The 20,062-nt window shown below is 69.6% G+C and carries 20 protein-coding genes; 4 read left to right on the forward strand and 16 right to left on the reverse strand.

All coding sequences use genetic code 11. The features are described 5' to 3' along the window. Positions 1–6 precede the first annotated feature (6 nt). The 10 genes from C4U03_RS10090 to C4U03_RS10135 form a co-directional block, all read right to left on the reverse strand. Positions 7–1,269 (reverse strand): MlaD family protein, encoded by a 1,263-nt coding sequence (locus tag C4U03_RS10090; RefSeq protein ID WP_103937403.1) that lies wholly within the window; start codon positions 1,267–1,269, stop codon positions 7–9. Further along, on the reverse strand, positions 1,269–2,519 hold the full coding sequence (locus C4U03_RS10095; protein WP_103937404.1) for an MCE family protein: 1,251 nt from the start codon (positions 2,517–2,519) through the stop codon (positions 1,269–1,271). The genes C4U03_RS10090 and C4U03_RS10095 overlap by 1 nt, the downstream gene beginning before the upstream one ends. Then, complete coding sequence (locus tag C4U03_RS10100) at positions 2,516–3,706, reverse strand: MCE family protein (protein WP_103937405.1); 1,191 nt, start codon at positions 3,704–3,706, stop codon at positions 2,516–2,518. Before C4U03_RS10100 ends, C4U03_RS10095 begins: the two co-directional genes overlap by 4 nt. Next, positions 3,706–4,719 (reverse strand): MCE family protein, encoded by a 1,014-nt coding sequence (locus C4U03_RS10105; protein ID WP_103937406.1) that lies wholly within the window; start codon positions 4,717–4,719, stop codon positions 3,706–3,708. Before C4U03_RS10105 ends, C4U03_RS10100 begins: the two co-directional genes overlap by 1 nt. Continuing rightward, positions 4,716–5,771, reverse strand: a complete 1,056-nt coding sequence (locus C4U03_RS10110; protein WP_103937407.1) for an MCE family protein — start codon at positions 5,769–5,771, stop codon at positions 4,716–4,718. The genes C4U03_RS10105 and C4U03_RS10110 overlap by 4 nt, the downstream gene beginning before the upstream one ends. Continuing rightward, positions 5,768–7,072 (reverse strand): MCE family protein, encoded by a 1,305-nt coding sequence (locus C4U03_RS10115; RefSeq protein WP_103937408.1) that lies wholly within the window; start codon positions 7,070–7,072, stop codon positions 5,768–5,770. Before C4U03_RS10115 ends, C4U03_RS10110 begins: the two co-directional genes overlap by 4 nt. Further along, positions 7,072–7,914: an MlaE family ABC transporter permease gene (locus C4U03_RS10120; RefSeq protein WP_103937409.1), complete on the reverse strand. Its 843-nt coding sequence runs from the start codon at positions 7,912–7,914 to the stop codon at positions 7,072–7,074. The genes C4U03_RS10115 and C4U03_RS10120 overlap by 1 nt, the downstream gene beginning before the upstream one ends. A gap of 6 nt (positions 7,915–7,920) precedes the next feature. Further along, positions 7,921–8,709, reverse strand: coding sequence for an MlaE family ABC transporter permease (locus C4U03_RS10125; protein ID WP_268817499.1), 789 nt, complete (start codon positions 8,707–8,709; stop codon positions 7,921–7,923). Further along, positions 8,706–9,911, reverse strand: coding sequence for an ABC transporter ATP-binding protein (locus C4U03_RS10130; RefSeq protein WP_103937410.1), 1,206 nt, complete (start codon positions 9,909–9,911; stop codon positions 8,706–8,708). Before C4U03_RS10130 ends, C4U03_RS10125 begins: the two co-directional genes overlap by 4 nt. 237 nt (positions 9,912–10,148) lie before the next feature. Beyond that, positions 10,149–10,502, reverse strand: coding sequence for an ATP-binding protein (locus C4U03_RS10135; protein ID WP_160146940.1), 354 nt, complete (start codon positions 10,500–10,502; stop codon positions 10,149–10,151). 214 nt (positions 10,503–10,716) lie between these two features. Between C4U03_RS10135 and C4U03_RS10140 the strand changes: the two genes are divergently transcribed. Both C4U03_RS10140 and C4U03_RS10145 read left to right on the forward strand, forming a co-directional pair. After that, the gene (locus tag C4U03_RS10140) at positions 10,717–11,526 is read left to right on the forward strand and encodes a helix-turn-helix domain-containing protein (RefSeq protein ID WP_103937412.1); all 810 of its coding nucleotides are present in this window, start codon (positions 10,717–10,719) and stop codon (positions 11,524–11,526) included. After that, positions 11,526–11,906: a DUF397 domain-containing protein gene (locus tag C4U03_RS10145; protein ID WP_160146941.1), complete on the forward strand. Its 381-nt coding sequence runs from the start codon at positions 11,526–11,528 to the stop codon at positions 11,904–11,906. The genes C4U03_RS10140 and C4U03_RS10145 overlap by 1 nt, the downstream gene beginning before the upstream one ends. A 60-nt stretch (positions 11,907–11,966) precedes the next feature. Here the strand turns inward: C4U03_RS10145 and C4U03_RS10150 are convergent, their stop codons facing one another. Beyond that, a complete protein-coding gene (locus C4U03_RS10150) occupies positions 11,967–12,671 on the reverse strand; it encodes a class I SAM-dependent DNA methyltransferase (protein WP_103937413.1) in 705 nt (234 codons plus the stop codon). Between the two features lie 87 nt (positions 12,672–12,758). Continuing rightward, entirely contained in the window at positions 12,759–13,715 is a 957-nt protein-coding gene (locus C4U03_RS10155) for an NAD(P)-dependent alcohol dehydrogenase (protein WP_103937414.1), read from the reverse strand. Between the two features lie 643 nt (positions 13,716–14,358). On the opposite strand from C4U03_RS10155, the gene C4U03_RS10160 reads away from it, so the two are divergent. Further along, positions 14,359–15,255 carry a hypothetical protein gene (locus C4U03_RS10160; protein WP_235017742.1) on the forward strand — a complete coding sequence of 299 codons (897 nt, stop codon included), beginning with the start codon at positions 14,359–14,361 and terminating at the stop codon, positions 15,253–15,255. A gap of 158 nt (positions 15,256–15,413) precedes the next feature. On the opposite strand, the gene C4U03_RS10165 is transcribed toward C4U03_RS10160, so the two are convergent. The 4 genes from C4U03_RS10165 to C4U03_RS10180 form a co-directional block, all read right to left on the reverse strand. Continuing rightward, positions 15,414–16,004: a hypothetical protein gene (locus tag C4U03_RS10165; RefSeq protein WP_103937415.1), complete on the reverse strand. Its 591-nt coding sequence runs from the start codon at positions 16,002–16,004 to the stop codon at positions 15,414–15,416. Positions 16,005–16,123: 119 nt separating this feature from the next. Next, positions 16,124–16,768 (reverse strand): hypothetical protein, encoded by a 645-nt coding sequence (locus C4U03_RS10170; RefSeq protein WP_103937416.1) that lies wholly within the window; start codon positions 16,766–16,768, stop codon positions 16,124–16,126. Positions 16,769–17,331: 563 nt separating this feature from the next. After that, positions 17,332–18,810, reverse strand: coding sequence for a DUF6801 domain-containing protein (locus C4U03_RS10175; protein ID WP_146087302.1), 1,479 nt, complete (start codon positions 18,808–18,810; stop codon positions 17,332–17,334). Positions 18,811–19,358: 548 nt separating this feature from the next. Continuing rightward, positions 19,359–19,811, reverse strand: coding sequence for a hypothetical protein (locus C4U03_RS10180; protein WP_235017743.1), 453 nt, complete (start codon positions 19,809–19,811; stop codon positions 19,359–19,361). On the opposite strand from C4U03_RS10180, the gene C4U03_RS41710 reads away from it, so the two are divergent. Continuing rightward, positions 19,804–20,062 (forward strand): hypothetical protein (locus C4U03_RS41710; RefSeq protein WP_235017744.1); only part of this gene is annotated, 259 nt, incomplete at its 3' end. The genes C4U03_RS10180 and C4U03_RS41710 overlap by 8 nt on opposite strands.

A 20,062-nucleotide genomic window follows, 5' to 3' on the forward strand; every position in this document is an offset into this window, starting at 1 on the left:
TCCTCGCTACTCAACAGCGGCCCATCCGGTCAGCCCGAGCAGGCCGCTCAGGTCGGTGGCCCCCGTCTGGACGGACGGCAGGGCGAGCGCGCCGGGCAGTCCGGTGGCCGCCGCGACGCGGGCGTCCGTCGATCCGGGCTTACGCGCCTTGGGCACGCCGCCGCCGTACGGGGCGTTGGCCGAGCCGCGGACGTTCTTGCCAGTGGAGGCGGGCTCCCGGCAACTGGCGGCGCGGTTGAACGCCGGGCCGGGCGAGGTGTTCAGCCCGTTGCGGTAGGTCGTGCCCTCGTAGCCGCGCACGCACGGCAGCGGCGAGAAGAACGTCACCGCCATGCCGAAGCTGGCGCCGCGCGGGGTGATGGCGGTGGAGCCGGCCGCGACCGCCTGCGGCAGCCGCACCATCAGCTCCTCGATCCCCCGTTGCCGGGTCAGCGCCACGTCGGAAGTGGTCAGCAGGTTGGCCACCAGCACGCTCAGGCTGGGGTCCAGGTCCCGCACCAGCCCGGTGAGCTGGGTGGCCGCGTCCGGGGCGGTGGTGATGAGGCGGCGCAGGTCGGCGTCGGCGGTGCCGAGCCGGTCGGCCAGCAGCCGGGCGTTGGCGGCGAACGACCGCAGCGCCGCGCTCTGCTCGTTCTGGGTGCGCAGCACCGTCTCGCCGTCCACGATCAGTTTGGTGGTGGAGGGCAGCGCGACGTCGGCGGCGTCGATGAACTCGCCGCTGGTGTCCATCAGCGCCTGCAGGTTGGCGCCCTGCCCCTCGAACGCCCGGCCGAACTCGTCCACCACCGTGCGCAGCGACTCCAGCGGCACCGAGGCGGCCAGGTCGTTGAGGCTGGTGAGCAGGTTGGTCACCGGCGCCGGGGTGGCGGTGGCCGACTGCGGGATCACCGACCCGTTCCTCAGGTAGGGGCCGTCGCCGGTCTCCGGCCGCAGGTCGATGTACTGCTCGCCCACGGCCGACAGGTTGGCGACCACCGCGCGCAGGTTGGTGGGGATCTTCGGCGCCGACCGGTCGATGTGCAGGTCGGCGCGCAGTCCCTGGCCGTTCAGGTGCATCGGCCCGACCCGGCCGACCGACACGCCGCGGTAGGTGACGTCGGCGTTGGTGTAGAGCCCGCCGGTCTGCGCCAGGTCCACCTTGACCACGTAGTAGTCGCGGACGCCGACATAGCGCGACAGGTCGGCGTACCGGACGCCGATGTAGGCGATCACCAGCACGCCGAGCACGAGGAACGCGTAGTTCTTCAGCCTGGTGCCGAGGGTCAGCATCAGTCGTCGCCTCCCTGGGGCGTGCTCGACGGGGACCCCGGCGGAGAGGTCGGTGTCCCCGGCGGGGTGGTGCCGGGCGCGGTGGGGGGCGGCACCTGGCCCGGTGGCGTGCCCTCCGGGGTGGACTCGCCCGTGGGCGGCGCCTGGGGCGTGGTGCGGGGGGTGCCGACCGACGGCAGCGGCAGCGGGGCGTGCCGCGCGCTCACCGGTGCCGGGCCTCCGGACCCGCCCGGGCTGATCGGCGGGATGATCGCGGTGCCGTCCACGGCGGTGATCGTCAGGTAGACGTTGAGGTAGTCGCCCTTGACCACGTTCAGCACCTCGTCGGTGAACGGGTAGGTCAGCAGGACCTCCAGCGACTTGGGCAGGGCGGTGCCCGCGTCGGCCAGCCGCTGCAGGATCGGGGCCAGTGCCCGCAGGTCGGCGACCATGTTCTCCTGACTGCGGTCGAGCACGTCGGTGGCGACCTCGCCGAGGTCCTCCAGCGCCTTGAGCATGGTCATCAGCTGGCCGCGCTGCTCCTCCAGGATCCGCAGCCCGGGGCTGAGGTCGTCGAGCGCGACGTTGATCTGCTGTCTGCGCGACGAGAGCGTGGCGGCCAGCCGGTCGACGGCGTCCAGCGCGTCGGTGATGTCGCCGGAGTGCTCGTCCAGCGTGGAGGTCAGCTGCTCGACCCGGCGCAGCATGGAACGGACCTGCGGTTCGTTGCCCTCCAGCGCCCGGTTCAGCTCCCGGGTGATGGTGCGCAACTGGTTGATGCCGCCGCCGTTGAGCAGCATCGACATCGCCCCGAAGACCTCCTCCACCTCGGGGTAGCGGTTGGTGCTGTCGACTCCGATCACCGCGCCGTCGCGCAGCGTCCCGCTGGCGGTGCCGTTCGGCGGCGGCATGAGCTGGACGTACTTCTCGCCGAGCAGGCTGGACTGCTCCAGCCGGGCGACCGCGTTGGCCGGCAGCCGCACGTCCCGGTCGATGACCATGGTGACCTCGGCCTGCCAGCCGTCATCGGGCAGCGTGATGTCGGTGACCCGGCCGACGGCCACGTCGTTGACCCGCACCGCGGCGTGCGGCACCAGGCTGAGCACGTTGTCGAACTGGGCGGTGACCTTGTAGGGGTCGTCTCCCACGTCGGCGCCGCCCGGCAGCGGCATGTCATAGACCCCCCGGTAGCCGCCGGACCCGGAGCTGCACCCGGCGAGCACCGCCAGGCTCAGCCCCGCCACCGCCGCCTTGACGATCGGGCGTCTCACCGGCCCTCCTCCTTCGCGGCCGGGCCGTAGACGTCGCCCACGGGCGGCAACGGCATCGGCGGCAGCACGCTCTGCTCGTCGTCGGGCAGCGGTACCAGGTCCCGCGGTCCGAGCCGGTACTTGTCGCACAGCTCGGCCAGCGCGGAGTCCTCGTCCGCGGTGCCGCACAGCTGGCTTCCGACGGGGCGCGCAGTGCTCGTGCCGCCGACGCCCGGCCCCATGCTGATCTCGTTGAGGTTGCCGCGGCCCATGAGCGACCTGCTGACCGGGTCGTAGGCGTTGAGCACGTTGCCGGCCGCCAGCGGGGCCACGTCCAGCACCTCGGCCAGCGACGCCCGCTGGTCCACCAGCACCTGCGTGATCTTCGCCAGCCGGTCGACGTTGCGCCGCAGCAGCGGCCGGTGCTCCCGGATGAAGCGCTCCACCTCCCGCAGCGCGGTGGCCAGCTCCGACAGCGCCGCCGCCAGCTCGTCCCGGTCGGCGGCCAGGAACTCGTTGACCTCGGCGAGCTGCTGCTCGGCCCTGCTGACCTGGGAGTCGTTGGCCTTGAGCATGGTGGTGAACTTCTGCAGGCTGGACAGCGTGCCGAAGAACTCGTCGCTGGTGCCCGACAGGGTGCGGGTGGCCTGGCCGAACTCGCGGATCATGTCGCCGATGGCCTCGCCGTTGTCCCGCAGGTTGGCCTCGCCGGTCTTGAGCGCCTCCGACAGCGCCCCGGTGGAGTTGACGCCGTCGGGCCCCAGCGAGTCGGTCAGCTTGGTGATGCTCTCGTAGAGCTGGTCCACCTCGACCGGGGTGGCGGTACGGCTGGCGGGGATCACGGTGCCGTCGGCGATCTGCGGGCCGCCGGTGTAGACGGGGGCGAGCTGCACGTACCGGTCGGCGACCACGCTGGGCGCGACGACGACGGCGTTGGCCCCGGCCGGGATCTCGACGTCGTCGTCCAGCCGCAGGGTGACCTTGACCTCGCGGCCCGCCGGGCGGACCGACTCGATCCGGCCGACCCGTACGCCCAGCACCCGTACGTCCGATCCCCCGTACACGCCGACCGCCTGGGAGAAGTAGGCGGTGACGAGCTTGCCGGTCTCCGGGCGCAGCACGTAGACGACCAGGGCGAGCGCGACGACCAGGGCGAGGACCGCCCCGGCCACCCGGTTGACCAGTTGCCCGCGTGCGATGTCCGCCATCAGCCCTCGCCTCCGACCTTGGGGGGCATGCAGCCGTTCGCCGGTGGCGTGCCCGGCTTCAGGTACTCCTTGGGGACCAGCCCGCACAGGTAGGCGTCGGTCCACCGGCCGTTGCCGAGGGTGTTGCCGACCAGCCGGTAGTACGGCCCGGCGATCGCCAGGGCCTTGTCGAGGTTGCGCTGGTTGTCCTGCAGCACCTTGGCCACCCGGTCCAGCGCGGTCAGGGTCGGCGCGAGCTGGGCCTCGTTGTCGCGCACCAGCCCGACGAGGTGGCGGGACAGCTCACGGCTGGCCACCAGCAGCCGGTGGATCGCCTCGCGCCGCAGCCGCAGCTCCTCCAGCAGCAGGTTGCCGTCCTTCAGCAGCGCCTCGTACTCGGTGTTCTGCGAGGCCAGGGTGCCGGTGAGCCGGTCGGAGCCGGCCAGCAGCCGGGCCAGCCGGTCGTCGCGGGAGGAGATGGTCCGCGACAGCGCGGTCATCCCGTCCAGTGCCTTGCGCACGTCGGGCGGGGTGTCCCGGAACGTCGCGGAGATCACCTGCAGGCTCTGGGCGACCTTGGCGGTGTCCAGTTGCCCGAACGTCCGGCCCAGGTCGCCGAACGCCTGGGTGACGTCGTAGGGCGCCCGGGTGCGGTTGGTCGGGATGGTCTGGCGGGGGTTCTGCGCGGCGCTGCCGAGCGGCGCGACCGCCAGGTACTTGTCGCCCAGCAGGGTCTGGATGGAGATCGCCACCGTGCTGGCGTTGCCGATCCACACGTCCTTGACCCGGAAGCTGACCTTGACCCGGCCGCGGTCCAGCCGGACGCCGGTGACCTTGCCGACCTTCACCCCGGCCACCCGCACCTCGCTGCTGGTGTTGAGCCCGGCGGCCTCGGTGAAGTGGGCGGTGTAGGTGGTGCCGCCGCCGATGACCGGCAGGTCGTCGGCGCGGTAGGCCAGCAGGCCGAGGACGAGCACCAGCACCAGCCCGATCACCGCGATCGGAACGGGATTGCGCTCCTGGATCGGCTTCATCCCTTGCACCTCTGTTCCGTCACCGGGATGCCGGTGGGCGGCGGGCCGTGGTCCTCGCCGCCCGTGTGCTCCCAGCTCACCCCCCGCACCGTGGCCTCGCACAGGTAGAAGTTCAGCCAGGACCCGTAGGAGGCGACCCGCCCGATGGTCTGCATCTTGACCGGCAGCCGCCGCAGGAACGTCTCCAGCGCCGGGGTGCTGTCGGCCAGGTTCTCCGAGAGCCGGCCGAGCTGCTTGATGTCCTCGCGCAGCGGGTCGCGGCTGTCGCGCAACAGGCTGGAGGTGGTGTCGGCCAGGTCGCTCAGCGAGACGATCGCCTCACCGAACACCCTGCGGTCGGCGGCGAACCCCTGCACCAGTTGCCGCAGGGTGCTGACCAGTGTCACGAACTGCCCCTCGCGGGCGTTGACCGTCTCCACGACCGTGGTCAGGTTGTCGATGACCTGCCCGATCACCTTGTCCTTGGCGGCCAGTGTGCTGGTCAGCGACCCCACGGTGGACACCAGGCTCTGCACGGTGGCGCCCTCACCCTGGAACACCGAGATCAGCTCACCGGCCAGCTTGTTGATGTCGTTGGGCGACAGTGCCTGGAACAGCGGCTGGAACCCGTCGAACAGCTGGGTGAGGTCCAGTGCCGGGGTGGTGCGCTGCTCGGGGATGGTGTCGCCGGGCCGCAGCGTGGCGGCCTGCCCGGTGGCCTGCCCCTCGCCCCGGCCCAGCTCGACGAACCGCTGCCCCACCATGTTCAGGTACTTGATCGTGGCGGTCGTGGTGGCCGGCAGCCTGCGGTCGCGCTCGACGTTGAAGGTGACCTCGGCGAGCCTGCGGTCCACCACCCGGATGCCCTCGACCTGGCCGACGCGCACGCCCGCGATGCGGACGCTGTCGCCGATGATGAGGCCGGTGGTGTCGGTGAAGCGCGCCTTGTACGCGACGGTGTCGCCCACGCCGGTGTTGGCGATGCTGATGGCCAGTGCGGCGGTGGCGACCACGGTCACCACGATGAAGGCGATCGACTTGGCCAGCGGGCCGGCGATGCTCTTGCGTCTCACTTCAGCCGCACCTCCGTTCCCCGGTAGATGGGGCCGACCAGGACGCTGCTCCAGTCGGGCAGCTCGTCGTGGGGACGGCCGACCTGTGCTGCCAGCAGCTCGTTGAGCTGCTGGTTCTCCTCCGGCGAGTTGGGCAGGCCGAGCAGCCGGCCGCCGGGGGCCGGCGCGGTCGGCGTGGTCGGCGTGACCGCGGGCGGCGTCCCCCATCCGGTGAGGCCGTTGCCGGGGACGGTCCCGACGCCGTCATAGGGGACGGAGTAGCAGCGGGGGCCGCCACCGGCGTTGTAGACCGGGCGGTCCTTGCCCGGCCGGTACCTGCCCTTGGACGGCACCACCTTGACGGTGACCGACAGGCCGGGCTTGCCGGTGCCCTTGCCCAGTGCCCGGTCCATGGACGGGACGAAGTCGCGCAGCATCCGCAGCGTGCACGGCCAGGACGGCGAGTATCGGGCCATCAGCTCCAGCGACGGCCGGCTGTTGGCCGACAGCCAGATGATGTTGTCTCGGTTGGCGCGCAGCCACTCGGTCAGGTAGCGCGACGAGGACGTCATCGAGCTGTACAGGTCGCTGAGGTTGCCGCGCTGGTCGACGATGGTGCGGCTGGTGATCGCGAAGTCCTCCAGCGCGTCGAGGATGTCGGGGGCCGCGTCGGCGTAGGCGTGGCTGACCCGCACCAGCTCCCGCAGGTCGCGGTTCATCTGCGGCAGGTACGGGTTGAGCTTCTTCAGGTGGGCGTCCAGCTTCACCATCGTGGCGCCGAGCTGGTCGCCCCGCCCCTCCAGCGCGTCCGCGACGGCGGTGAGGGTGGCCGCCAGCCGTTCCGGCTTGACGGCGGTCAGCAGCGGCAGCACGTTCTCCAGCACCTGCTCCAGCTCGATGGCGTTCTGGCTGCGGTCCTGGGTGATGACGCTGCCGGGGGCCAGCGGCTGCCCGGCGGGCTGGACGGGCGGGATCAGCGCGACGTACCGCTGGCCGAACAGGGTGGTCGGCAGCATCTGCGCGGTGACGTTGGCGGGGACGTGGTCGAGCATCCCCGGCTTGAACGCCAGCGTCAGCCTGGCCCCGCCCCCGTCGGCCCGGACCTCGCGGACCTGGCCGACGACCACGCCGCGCAGCTTGACGTCGGCGTTGCGGTGCATCTCGTTGCCGGCGCTGCCGGTGTGCAGCGTGACCATGTCGGCGGCGGTGAACTTCTTCTGGTAGGCGGCGATCGACAGCCACACCAGCAGCGACAGCACCAGGACGAACGCGATGCCCAGCATCCGGCGCCCGGTGGTGAACAGCGGCGTTCCCTCGCGCATCAGCCCGCCACCTTCACCGTCGTGGTGGCGCCCCAGATCGCCAGGCTGAGGAAGAAGTCGGTGACGCTGATCAGCACGATCGCGGTGCGGACCGCGCGGCCCACCGCCACGCCGACCCCGGCCGGGCCGCCGGTCGCCCGGAACCCGTAGTAGCAGTGCGCCAGGATCACCATGACGCTGAAGGCCAGCACCTTGGTGAACGACCACACCACGTCCACCGGTGACAGGAACAGGTCGAAGTAGTGGTCGTAGGTGCCCGGGGACTGCCCGTTGTAGAGGGTGGTGACCATCCGGGAGGCGAAGTAGGAGCTGAGCAGCCCCATCCCGTACAGCGGGATGATCGCCACGAACCCGGCGATGATCCGGGTGGTGACCAGGTAGGGGACGCTGGAGATGCCCATGCCCTCCAGCGCGTCCACCTCCTCGTTGATGCGCATCGCGCCGAGCTGGGCGGTGAACCCGGCGCCGACGGTGGCCGACAGCGCCAGCCCGGCCACCAGCGGCGCGATCTCGCGGGTGTTGAAGTAGGCGGACACGAACCCGGTGAACGCCGAGGTGCCGATCTGGTTGAGCGCCGCGTACCCCTGCAGGCCCACCACGGTGCCGGTGAACAGGGTCATGGCGACCATCACGCCGATGGTGCCGCCGATCACCCCGAGCGCTCCGCCGCCGAAGCTGACCTCGGCCAGCAGCCGGCGGATCTCCCGGGTGTAGCGGTGCAGCGCCCGCGGCGTCCAGGCCAGCGCCCGCAGGTAGAACAGCAGCTGGTCGCCCAGCGTGTCCAGCCAGGTCAGGCGGGAGTTCAGCCGTCTCGCCGCCCCGCCGTCAACGAAGATGCCCATCGCGGCTCAGCTTCCCTTCGGGGGCACGACCTGCAGGTAGATGGCCGTGAGCACGAGGTTGACGAAGAACAGCAGCAGGAAGGCGATCACCACCGACTGGTTGACCGCGTCCCCGACCCCCTTGGGCCCGCCGCGCGGGTTGAGCCCGCGGTGCGCGGCCACCACCCCGGCGATGAAGCCGAAGATCAGCGCCTTGATCTCGCTGATGTACAGGTCCGGCAGCTGGGCCAGCGCCGAGAAGCTGGCCAGGTAGGCGCCCGGCGTGCCGTCCTGCATGATCACGTTGAAGAAGTAGCCGCCGGCCACGCCGACCACCGAGACCAGCCCGTTCAGCAGCACCGCGACGCCCATGCAGGCCAGCACCCGGGGGACGATGAGCCGCTGGATCGGCGAGACGCCCATCACGGTCATCGCGTCGATCTCCTCGCGGATCGTGCGGGAGCCGATGTCGGCGCAGATCGCCGAGCCGCCCGCACCGGAGATCAGCAGCGCCACGATCAGCGGGCTGGCCTGCTGGATGACCGCCAGCACGCTGGCCGCGCCGGTGAAGGACTGGGCGCCGAGCTGCTGGGTGAGCGAGCCGACCTGCAGCGCGATGACCGCGCCGAACGGGATGGAGACCAGCGCGGTCGGCAGGATGGTGACGCTGGCGATGAACCAGAACTGCTCGACCAGCTCGCGGAACTGGAACGGGCGCCGGAACATCCCGCCCAGCACGGCGCCGGCCAGCGCGAACAGCCGGCCGGTCTCGCGCAGCGCGCCGACTCCGGGGAGCGTGTACTGCGGCGTCGTCACCAGCGTCCCCCCTCGCCCGGAGGGGGTCCGGAAGGCCCGGACGGACCCGACGGACCGGCCGGGGGCGGACCGGGCGGCGGATCCGGCGGCAGCAGACGCGGACCGGGCGCGGGCCTCGGCGACGGCACCGGCCCGGCCGCCGGACCGTGACCGGGAGCCGGGGCGGGGCCGTAGGAGCCCTTCGCGGCCGAGCGCTGCGGCAGCTCGGGAGCCACGCCGACCGGCCGCTGCGCCTCGGCGTTCATGTTCTCCAGGATCGCCTGCTGGGCGGGCGGCGGGAGCTGGTGCAGCATGCCCAGCACCCGCTCACGGCGGCGCTCGGCCCCCTTGCGGGGCGGCATCCCCGGGCTGGGCCGCAACTGCCGGGGGATCTTGAACGGGCCGTCGTCCTCCTCGTCGGGGTACCCCTGCGCCTGCTCCATCGCCAGGGTGGCGGCGTCCTTCTCCTCCGACATGCCGATCGGCCCGGCCCGCCGGCCCCGCAGGAACTGGAAGACGACCGGCTCCTCGCTGGTCAGCAGCACCTCACGGGGCCCGAAGGTGACCAGTCCGCGGCGGAACAGCATGCCCATGTTGTCGGGCACGGTGGAGGCGATGTCGATGTTGTGCGTGACGATCAGCATCGTCGCGTCGATCTGCGCGTTCAGGTCGATCAGCAGTTGCGACAGGTAGGCGGTGCGCACCGGGTCCAGACCGGAGTCGGGCTCGTCGACCAGCAGGATCTCCGGGTCCAGCACCAGGGCGCGGGCCAGGCCGGCCCGCTTGCGCATCCCGCCGGAGATCTCGCCGGGCAGTTTGCCCTCGGCCCCCGCCAGGCCGACCATGTCCATCTTCTCCAGCACGATGCGCCGGATCTCGGACTCCTTCTTCTTGGTGTGCTCGCGCAGCGGGAAGGCGATGTTCTCGTACAGGTTGAGCGAGCCGAACAGCGCGCCGTCCTGGAACATGATCCCGAACAGCTTGCGGATCTCGTGCAGCCGCCGTTCGGAACTGCTCACCATGTCCACGCCATTGATCATCACCCGGCCGCGCTCGGGCTTGATCAGGCCGATCAGCGATTTCAGGAACACCGTCTTGCCGGTCCCCGAGGGGCCCAGCATCACGCTGACCTCGCCGGCCGGCAGGGTGAGCGAGACGTCCTGCCAGATCGTCTGCCTGCCGAAGGACTTGCTCAGCCCTTCGACGACCACTTCGATTCCCATCGCACCCGCCCGCAATTGAATGCCGCCGCGCCAGAGCCTCGAATGGTTTTTGCGGCACGCGCCCGGACCATATGATCGCTACTGGCCGGTACGCTACTTGTGCGGCGCGGTCACCTTCAAGCGGATGACCGGAGCCAAAACCCCGCCCGAGATTTTGTTATCACCGGATGACAAGACCTTCCACGCCTTTGTCTCCGGGTGCGCGTCCGGGATCGCGGAACGGTCACGGCCCGGTCTTCAACAGGTCGCGGTCATCTTGGCCCACACGACCTTGCCGCCGCCGGGAGGCCAGCGCGTCCCCCACGACTCGGCGAGCGCGCCGACGATCTGCAGCCCCCGCCCGCCCTCGTCCCCCGGTCCCGCCGGCCGGTGCACGGGCGCCCTTTCGGACGGGTCGCGCACCTCCACCACGACCGCGCCGACCACCGCGTACATCACGAACACGATGGCCCGCCCCGGGCAGGCCGCGACGCTGTTGGTGACCAGTTCGCTGACCACCAGGCGGACATTGTCGGCGAACCGTTCCGACGCCCCCCACTTGGCGAGATGGACCTGCGTCAGATCACGCAGCAGTCCCACCGTTGCGGGCACCGCAAGCACTTCACGCCTAAGTTCATAACCACCAACTCCGGACTTCCCTGGCATTTTGGCCATCACTTTCCATCCACTTGGTTACCCCTTTTCGCTGACCAAGCCTGACCCGCCAGATTACTGTCTGCCATGAGTTCAGTACTCCGCATCACCAACCCCGGCTACACCTGGCACACCCCCGCTACCGCCGCCGTAGCCCGCCCGGAGGAGCCCCATGCCAGAGCTGGACCCGAAGCAGTCGGCGCGCGCCTTCTACGCCCGCGCCCTCGCCCGCGAACGCACCCGCGCGTCCCTCACCCAGAGCGCCCTCGGCGCCCACCCCGCCGTGATGGTCTCCGGCAAGCTCATCGGCCACATCGAGAACGGCCGCCGCCCCCCGACCCTCCGCATCTCCAAGGCCTTCGACAAGGCCCTCGACCTGGAAGAACACTTCGAGGCCCTGTACGGGATCATGGTCCGCGAGGAGGGCGAGCCCCCGGCCATCTACGAGTACTTCGACCTGGAGACCCGAGCTTCATCGATCAAGACGTACGACTGCCTCTGGATCAACGGCCTGCTACAGACCGAGGAGACCGCCCGCGAGATCCTCAGCGCCGCACACAGTGTGGACAAGGCCGACGAATTTGTCGCGGCCCGCATGGAACGGCAGGAGATCCTCCGCCGCGAAACCCCGCCCTGGCTCATGATCGCCATGGACGAATTCTGCATCCGGAGAGTCGTCGGCAGCCGGGAGATCACTCGCCGCCAGCTCGAACACGTGCTCACCATGATGCAGGAGCCGAACATCAACGTGGTGATCGTTCCTGCGGGAGCGCCGATCTACCCTGCCGGATCCTTCGCACTCATAGGGTTCCCCGACAGTGCCGATGTCGGGTACGTCGAAGCCGCCTCCGGCCACGGCCGGACCCTCGCACCAGGTCCAAAGGTCAAGGGCCTCGCGCTCCTGTCCGATCGCATCGCCTCGATGGCGCTACCGGTGCCAGACTCGGAGAAACTGATCCGTACCGTCATGGAGGAGCTCTAGTGCCGCTCGACACGAAGCCGGTTTCATGGCGTAAAAGCAGCCACAGCTCGATGGACGAGAACTCCCAGTGCGTGGAGGTCGCCGCCCTGCCCATCCCTCCATCGGCCACATGGCGCAAGAGCGCCCACAGCTCAATGGACGAGAACTCGATGTGCGTGGAGATCGTAACCCTGCCGATCGGCCCCTCACCCAGTGAGTGGCACAAGAGCAGTCGCAGCGGTGGAGAAGATCACGCGATGTGCGTGGAGGTCGCCGCCTCGGGGGTCACGGTCGCCGTGCGGGACAGCAAGGACCCGGACGGGCCGTACCTGACCTTCGCGCCCGACCAGTGGCGGGCGCTGGCCGAGCGGATCCGGCAAGGACGGCTCGATCTCCCCTGAGCCGCCGACGCGCAGGGCGGGGTCGCCGGTGGTGGCCCCGCCCTCTGGAGGACGCCGCGGCTATGCGGGCTTGCGCCAGACCAGGGCGGCGGTGAAGGGGTGGCCGCGGAAGCGTGACCACTTGGGCTTGACCGTGAGCCAGCGGTCGTCGATGACGTTCTCGCGCATCTCGGCCAGCGTCCAGCCGGCTCCGACGGCGGCCATGACGTGGTCGCTCAGCAGGTGGACGTTGGTGTCGATGGCGACCGGCTCGCCCGAGGACGCGGTGAAGTGCGTCGGCATGCCGCTGACCATGATGAAGTGCGGGTGGAAGGCCACCAGCACGAACAGGGCGCCGGGCTCGGCCAGCCGCCACGCCTCGGCGTACAGCGGGCGCAGGTCGGCCAAATGCTCGTCGATCAGCGAGGCGATGACCAGGTCGTAGGCGCCGCCCGCGAGCCCGGTGGCCGTCACGTCGGCCTCGTACAGGTGGTCGTGCGCTCCCCTGGACCGGGCGGCGGCGAGCATCTCCGGCGTGAGGTCCACTCCGTCGATCACCGAGCCCACGCCGTTGCGCCGCAGCCAGGCGGCGGTACGGCCGGTGCCGCACCCCAGGTCGGCCGTGCGGCGCACCGTACTCCAGGAGGGCTCGGTCAGCTCCTCCAGGAGGGCCAGGTCCATGATGTCCTCGACGGTCCTCTCATAGGTGTCCGCCCACTGCCCGTAGCCGGTCCGTACGTCCACCATCGGGTAACCACGGGTGTCGAAGTCCGCGAACTGCACCATGCGCCACAGTATGGAACTCCTCTCCCATCCCCAGCGAAGGGTTTTCCGCCCGGCCGCAGGCGTACGAACGCGCCCGTGCCCCGGTCCTCAGTGCGGGGTGACGACGACCTTGCCGAGGGCGCGTCCCTCGCCGACGTGAGCGAGGGCGTCCGGTACCTGGTCAAGTTCGAAAGTGCGATCGATGCGGATGCTCACGTCACCGGCGACGCACAACCGAGTCATCGGCTCGAAGTGGGGTGGACCTTCCCTGACGACGAGCACCCCTAGTCGGCGGCCGGTGACCCGCCCGGCCGCCGCGCCGATCGTGAGGACGCGCAGCAACGCCCGTACCGACCCGCCCGCACACCGATACCGGCCGCCCGGAGCGAGCGCCCGACGATAGGCGAACACCGATCGATGAGCGACGAGGTCCAAGATGAGGTCGTACGGCTCGTGTTCGCGGGTGAAGTCGTCGCGGCGGTAGTCGATCACGGCATCGGCCCCGAGCGACCGCATGAACTCCAGCTTGTGGCCGTTGTCGACACCGGTCACGTGCGCACCGAGTCGCTTGGCCACCTGGATGGCGAACGAACCCGTGCCCCCGCCGGCCCCATTGATCAGCACCCGACGTCCTTCCGCGGCGCCTGCCATGCCCTGCACGGCGATCGCTCCGGCCTGCGGAATGGTCGAGGCCTCGGCGAACGTCAGTGCGGCGGGTTTGATGGCGAGTGCCGACTCGGGTGCGACCGCGTATTGGGCGAACCCACCCTTGAGCTGGAGGTTGTCTCCGTAGACCTCGTCACCGGGCTGGAAACGGGTGACACCGGTGCCGACGGCCTCGACCCAGCCGGCAATGTCCGAGCCCAGAATCGAGCGTCGCGGCGCCCGCACCCCACCCAGGCGAGCGTAGAAGGGCGAACCGCTCAGACCTTCCCAATCGCTGAGATTGATCGAGGTCGCCGCGACCTTCACCAGTACCTGCCCGGCGGCGGGCGACGGCATCGGGACGTCCTCGACCCGCAAGACGTCGGGCCGCCCGTACCGCTCGTAAACGACAGCCTTCACGTCTCCTCCACGACGCCCAGGCGTCGGTCCTGTCAGAGCAGCCACATCGCGGGCATTTCAGCCGCAGGCTAACCCAAGGCCGGCCTGGCAGGACTGGCCAACTGAGGACAACCGTCGCGAGCGGTCCCCGGACGAGAAGCCCGGCACCGGCCGCTTCGGGACGAGTCCCCGCGCCGCCGAGCCCCCTGGCGGCCCGGCCTGATGCCGCAGCCTCCCGGAAGGGAACGCCCCCATGCCCGCACCACTCGTACCGCCCAAGCACCGCCCAGGCACCGCCCGCCGGGCGGGCCGCGCTGCGCGATCCGCACGGGCGTCGGCCCGGATGAACGGATCGGGACGGACGAATCCCTTCGGAAAGGCATTAGGGGTGGCACCCGAACCCACGCCCATCACATTCCTTTTCCCTGCCGGCGCCTCGGCCGGCAGGGAGCCGCTCACCTGACGACCGCCTCACATCAGGGAATCACACCCCGTCATCCCCGGAGACTTTTACGTTACCGGGCACGTGGCATATTTCTCCGACCCCATTTCCACCCCATCCGTAAATAGGTTGAATGACCGGATATGGACATCCGATCGCGCACGCTGGATCTCGATCTTCTCGCCGTTCACACTGAGCCGACCCGCAGGAAAGGGATATCGCATGCGCAATCCACCCCGTCCGCGCATCCACCGCCCCGGTACGGTCCGGGCCCTGGCGGTCGCCCTGGCCATGCTCGCATCGGTGCTGCTGCCCGCGATCGTGTCCCCGGCGAACGCCCTGGCGTTCCCGACCCCCAGATCCTTCGTCTCCAACCTCGACCTCGAATGCTTCAGAACCGAGGCGTACACACCCCCGACCGGGCCGATCCTGACCACCCATCTCAACCCGGTCCTGGCCGATCTGCCCCGCGAGCAGATCGTTCTCGGGCCGCGTGAGCAACTGTGCGTCCCGGTCGCCAAGAACGGCGTCATTCCGCCCCAGGACGTGCTCGGCTTCATCCGGTACGTCGACCTGTCCTGCTACCGGACCCAGGGAATCAACGTCAACAGGCAGCTCAACCTGAGACACCTCAACCCGGTGCTGACCGGGCTGCCGCCGACCAATGTCGTGATGACCTCCCCGCAGCAACTGTGCGTGCCCGTCATCAAGAACGGCGTCGTCCCGCCCGACGAGGTGCTGCGGCTGGTCCAGTACATCGACCTGAAGTGCTACCTGATCGGCCCGCAGGCACCGCTCAACAGGCCCCTTTCGCTCACCCAGCTCAACCCGGTGCTGACCGGGCTGCCCGTCAGCAACGTCAACGTCACCTACAACCGGCAGCTGTGCGTGCCCGTCCAGAAGGGCGACCAGCAGATCCCTCCGGAGGTGCTGAACATCGTCCGGTGGCTCGACCTGGTGAAGTATGACCTCCAGGCCCCCGCCCTCCCGGTCGTCCCCCTGACGCTGACCCACATCAACCCCATGTTGGCGGGTCTGCCGAAGGAGCAGGTGACCCTCAACTCACCGCCCCAGCTCGCCGTCCCGGTGGCGAAGAACGGCGTCATCCCGCCGGACTGACCGGCCCGAAGAACTGGGGGAGGCGCGGTGCGCCTCCCCCAGTTCTTTTCTGCCCGGACGCCCGAACGGCCGGGCGGCCGGGCGGAGGATGACCCCGAACAGCTCGCGGATCTCCTGCGGACGTCCACGGCCCGGCGGCCTCGGCCGCCTCGGCCGGCTCAGGGAGTGAGCTGGATCGTGCCGGGGGTCAGGGTGTAGCTCCCCGCGTACCGAAGCCTCTGGCCGGGGTTGACGAGCCCGAAGCAACCCGTGACAGAGATGACGACGAGCTGGACGTTCTGTGGGTTGGGGGCCGTGGGGTCGATGTTCAGGACGGCCGAGCCGTTCGTGTAGGTGCCGGGCGCCCCGCCCGTCGCCGTCATCGTGCAGCCGGGGACGGCATAGGTCAGCGTCAGGTTCGTCACGGTCACCTGGACCGTGCTCGCGGTGCCGCCGACCACGTTGATGGCGGCGGTCCCGGACTGGGTCACGGGGCAGCCGGTCCACGTCGTGACCGCGAAGCCGCCGATGTTGTTGCCGCTGGCGCTGTAACCGTTGGGCATGGTGCCGCCGCCCGCCGATGACGAGCAGGTGGCCAGCGCCCCGCTGCTGAGCGTGAAGGTGACCGTCCCCGAGGTGGCGGTGTACGCCCCACTGGAAGCGCTGCCGGAGACGGTCACCGGGATGGCGTGGGAGGGAAGGGCCGTCAGCCCCACGGCGGCGGTCGCGGTGGCGGCGACGACGGCGGTCCGGAGAGTTCTTCTGCGCATGGAAGACCGATCCTCGTGCAGTCTGAAAAGGACCGGCGGCGGGTGGGCCCGTTCGCTGGTGGGCCCACCCGCCGCCGTCCGATGCGCCGCCGTCATCGAACATGGCGGCCACCGTCATGTCAGGATTCAGAGGGCAGCTCTGCCGGGCTCAGGGTCAGGTTGATGGTGTTGCCCGCACCGGGAACCGTGAGGTTGATCAGCGGGGTCGCCAGGAGGCAGTTCTCGAACTTGGGGATCTCGTAGGTCCCGCTCATGGGGCCGCCGTTCAGTACGTCGAAGCCCTCCCCCGACGTCAGGTTGATCGTCGCCGGCTTCTCGGTCTTGCAGTGGTCGCCGACCGGGGTGGGGATGCCGGCGACCTTGAGGTTCTTCAGCCGCAGGGTGACCTTGGAGGTACTCTTGGTCGCGCCGGTGATGAGGTCGACCGCGCCGGTGGTCTGGCCCTCCTGGATGAACTCGGTCGTCACGGACACGGGGATGACGCCGAACTCCTTGAACGAGCCCTGGGCCGGGGGCAGGGCGAGGTCGGCCGTGAACGCGCCGGTGTCGAAGTCCAGAGCGACCTTCAGTTTGCCGGGGCCCAGCTTCATCGTCGAATCGGTCGTCTTGATGTAGGTGCTGCCGTTCACCGGGTAGTCGACTCGGAACGGTTCGGCCGCGTGGGCCGTTCCCGAACCGGCGACGAGCCCGACGGCGGCGAGTACGCCGGCGGCCGCGCAGGCGCCGGCCCTACGCACTTTCGGTGACACGGAAGAGCGTGACATCGAAGGGTCCTCCCTGACTGCTACGAGCAGAACTCGGTGCGGATCAAAGCCCCCCGACCTACTTCACCCGCGCATCGACCTCAAAATTATCCACCCTTTTGAGGAGAGACAAGACCGCACGAAGAGCATGGAGAAAAAGACTGAATAATTGTCACAAAGCACACATGGAATGGGTGAATTTATCCCACCATGAGTCCGTTCGACGCTCCGTGATCGAGCGATCTCGATCGCGTTCGGAGTCCATGCGCGACCTGTCAGAATGTACTCGCCGGAAGACCCTCATGCCCTTGGAAACCCCTCTGGCCTCCGGGTGACCGCCGTTCCGCAGGGCCGCCCGGCAGCCGTTGCGCTCACCTGCGAAGGGCTTGGGCGGCGGGGAAATCGTCGTGACCGGCCCACCCGTCCAACGGCCGCATAAACCGATGTGGGCGGCTGTGCACAGCCTGAAAGGCGCGGATCGCAAGCGGCCGACCATGCCGGTCCTCGCAGGCGCACCGAACCGACAGGGCCGTCCGATGCCCGGCCGGGCCGGGCATCGGACGGCCCTGTCGGCCGCGCATCGGTCAGCGGAGCGGAACCGGCTTCACCGGCGGGCAGCCGAAGCCGGACTGCGCCGTGCAGCCGTTCCCTTGTGTCATCTTGACGTAATTTCCCGGCCCGGAGATCGAGGCGGTGAAGATCGGGTCGAGATCCTCGCCCACACCGCACCCGGCGAACGGGGGGATCGTTGCCTCGCCGGCCAGCGGACCGCCGGAGTCGGGGCTGTATTCGGCGGCGGTCGCCGATAGCTTCGTCTCCATGGGCTCGGCCAGCCCGCAGTTCGGCCCGACGTCCAGCGGGGTTCCGTTGACCTCGGCCTCGTGGACGCGCATACCGAATTTCGCGGTGGCCGTGACCCGGCTGCTGTCTCCGTCCTCGTCGTCCAGGATGAAGTCGAGTTCGACCAGAATGTCCATGAACGGCGTCGCCTGGGTCACCTCGACGGTCGCCGTGGTGGGCATGAAGCCGTAGGTCAGGAACGTCGACCTGGCCGGCGGGAACCCCGCCTTCCCTCCCGAGTTCAACCGCGCCTTGAACGGAATACAGAATCTGATCTTTCCGGGTGGGCTGCAGTCATAGAAGGTGGTGCCCACGATATTGATGATCGTGTACGGGAACAGCATCGCACTGTTCAGCTTCTTGACGTTGGAGTAGCCGGTCATGTAGGCGCATACCGTCAGCGCAAAGGGGTCGCCGATGTCCTCGCCCAGTTCCTCGCAGTCGGCCGGGATGTCCGCGGCGGCCAGCGACCGGTCCGGCGATGGCCCCTGCCTGAGGTTGCCGCGCTCCGGCCTGTCCTGCCGGCCTGGGCCGCTTCCGTCAGGAGAGGCGAAGACAGTCGCCAGCGTCGAGTTCTGCCCAGGATTCAAGGTGCACGGCACGGCGAGGGCGTCCGGACTCGTCGCACTGCCGTCGGCCTTGCGCGGCTTGAGGTCCAACGCCAGTTGACCGAGCGTGAAGATGACGGGACCGGGTTTGCCGACCTTCACCGCGGGCACCGGCCCCGACGCCGTCAGCACCAGGTCTCCGCCGCGAGGAACGGCCGCAGGCTTTACCGCCAGACCAGGCCACCGTACGGGTGACGGACCCGTCCCCTGCGTGATCATTGTGACGAACCCCGCCGTCCCGGTGACCGTGGCGGCGCCGAGCCCGGACAGGTCGCCGAGGGCGGCCTGCGGTACGGTCACCGTCACGTTCATCTTGCCCGGTCGCAGCGGCCGGCCCACCCGGGCGGACGACGGGAACTCGCCCGCCACCTTCACCTTGACCTGCCGAGCGCCTTGGGGAAAGCGGCAGGAGTAGGCCAGGCTGGCATCAGCGGTCTGGGCGCCGGCGGCCGGCAGGGCTCCCGGCAGCATCCCCGCCGCGACCACTATCGCCCCGAGCGCCGCCGTACGCAGTGCCCCGCGGGACGTGCAACTCACGCTGATCCTCATATACGCACCTGTTCGCCGAACCGGCCGGCAAGGACTCGCCCGCACCGGCCAGAGGACCCGGCCCACACGGCCGAGACATCCTGGCGCGACGAGAAGCCGGAAAAACAAAGGTGATCACATGTTCCCGCCAAGCTACTCGCCGGTTCGAGCATCGGACAAGCGGTCAGCCGACGGACGAGACCACAAAGAACGGGAATTAGCAGGAGATGACAATCACCGAACCGAATCTGTCCTGCCGTGAGTCGTTCATGGCCGCCCGAAGGGGCGACCGACCACGTGCCCGCGGCCTGAACGACCCCGTCATGGCGCGGAGTCCGAGCAGGGCCGGTCATCGCCGCCGGCCTGGATTTTCTCGGAGGTGGGACGCAGTGCACATGCTCCGGCCTCCGGCCGCCGGGAGAGGCCCCGGCCTCCGCCATATACCGGGCGTAATGCCGCTGCGGGCGGCCGCACAGCAGAGCCACGCCCCACATTCCCTGATGTTCCGGCCCCTCGTCGAGAGCCCCTGGGTCCGATGCCGGGCGGCCCCGATGGCCGCGCACCGGATTTACGCCGCTCTTCGGACCTGAGGCCGTTTCCGCATTGGTTAGAGGTTGCGCTCGGGTCGGTCCCGATCAGTGGTTGCGGTGGACCGCGATGTTGCCGGTGACAGAGAAGGTGGCGTTGAAGCTCGGCTTGTCGCCGTTGGCCAGGATGCCCAGGCAGGACGCGCCCGAGACGATGAGGCCGCCGGAGGTGCCGCCGGGCTCGCTGATCGTCAGCGTCTTGGCGCTGTTGTCGTAGGTTCCGCGCGCCGAACCGCTCACCATCGCCGAGCATCCCGTCCCGGCGATGGTGGCGTGGACGCCGGAGATCCGCCCCTTGATCACGTGGGTCGACGAGTTCTCGGAGATGGCCTGGAGGGTCCAGGTCCCGGCATGGGTCACGCCGAAGGTGAGGTTGATTGGTCCCCTGCAGCCCGTCCAGCTGCTGCTGATGACATTGGCGACCGTGTCAGGCACGTCGATGTGGCCCACTTCGGGAGAGATGGCGTGCACAAAGCCGGCGTCGTTGAGGCTGGTGGCCACGGTGCTGCCGCTGGCGGTCACCGACGTGCAGGTCAGCGAGGCGCTGTTGCGGGGGTTGGTGAGCGTGGGGTTGGTGCTGGTGGCCGAGAAGATGGTGCTGGTGGGGGTGACGTTCCAGGTGCCGGGGCCGGCGAAGGCGGGGGTGCCGGCCAAGCTGACCGCCGCGGTCGTGGCCGCACCGGCCACCAGAGCGTTCCGCACGAGCTTGCGCATTACCGTGTTCCCTTTCAAGAAGTCGTTCCAGGAGAGAG

The sequence above is a fragment of the Thermomonospora echinospora genome, assembly GCF_900108175.1.
In the GTDB taxonomy this organism is placed as follows: domain Bacteria; phylum Actinomycetota; class Actinomycetes; order Streptosporangiales; family Streptosporangiaceae; genus Thermomonospora; species Thermomonospora echinospora.

Excerpts from the sequence above, each read along its gene's own strand:
- C4U03_RS10165 (WP_103937415.1), bottom strand. The coding sequence starts at position 16,004 with ATGCGCAGAAGAACTCTCCGGACCGCCGTCGTCGCCGCCACCGCGACC.
- C4U03_RS10150 (WP_103937413.1), bottom strand. The coding sequence starts at position 12,671 with ATGGTGCAGTTCGCGGACTTCGACACCCGTGGTTACCCGATGGTGGAC.
- C4U03_RS10115 (WP_103937408.1), bottom strand. The coding sequence starts at position 7,072 with ATGCGCGAGGGAACGCCGCTGTTCACCACCGGGCGCCGGATGCTGGGC.
- C4U03_RS10160 (WP_235017742.1), top strand. The coding sequence starts at position 14,359 with ATGCGCAATCCACCCCGTCCGCGCATCCACCGCCCCGGTACGGTCCGG.
- C4U03_RS10170 (WP_103937416.1), bottom strand. The coding sequence starts at position 16,768 with ATGTCACGCTCTTCCGTGTCACCGAAAGTGCGTAGGGCCGGCGCCTGC.
- C4U03_RS10105 (WP_103937406.1), bottom strand. The coding sequence starts at position 4,719 with ATGAAGCCGATCCAGGAGCGCAATCCCGTTCCGATCGCGGTGATCGGG.
- C4U03_RS10140 (WP_103937412.1), top strand. The coding sequence starts at position 10,717 with ATGCCAGAGCTGGACCCGAAGCAGTCGGCGCGCGCCTTCTACGCCCGC.
- C4U03_RS10090 (WP_103937403.1), bottom strand. The coding sequence starts at position 1,269 with ATGCTGACCCTCGGCACCAGGCTGAAGAACTACGCGTTCCTCGTGCTC.
- C4U03_RS10120 (WP_103937409.1), bottom strand. The coding sequence starts at position 7,914 with ATGGGCATCTTCGTTGACGGCGGGGCGGCGAGACGGCTGAACTCCCGC.
- C4U03_RS10130 (WP_103937410.1), bottom strand. The coding sequence starts at position 9,911 with ATGGGAATCGAAGTGGTCGTCGAAGGGCTGAGCAAGTCCTTCGGCAGG.
- C4U03_RS10100 (WP_103937405.1), bottom strand. The coding sequence starts at position 3,706 with ATGGCGGACATCGCACGCGGGCAACTGGTCAACCGGGTGGCCGGGGCG.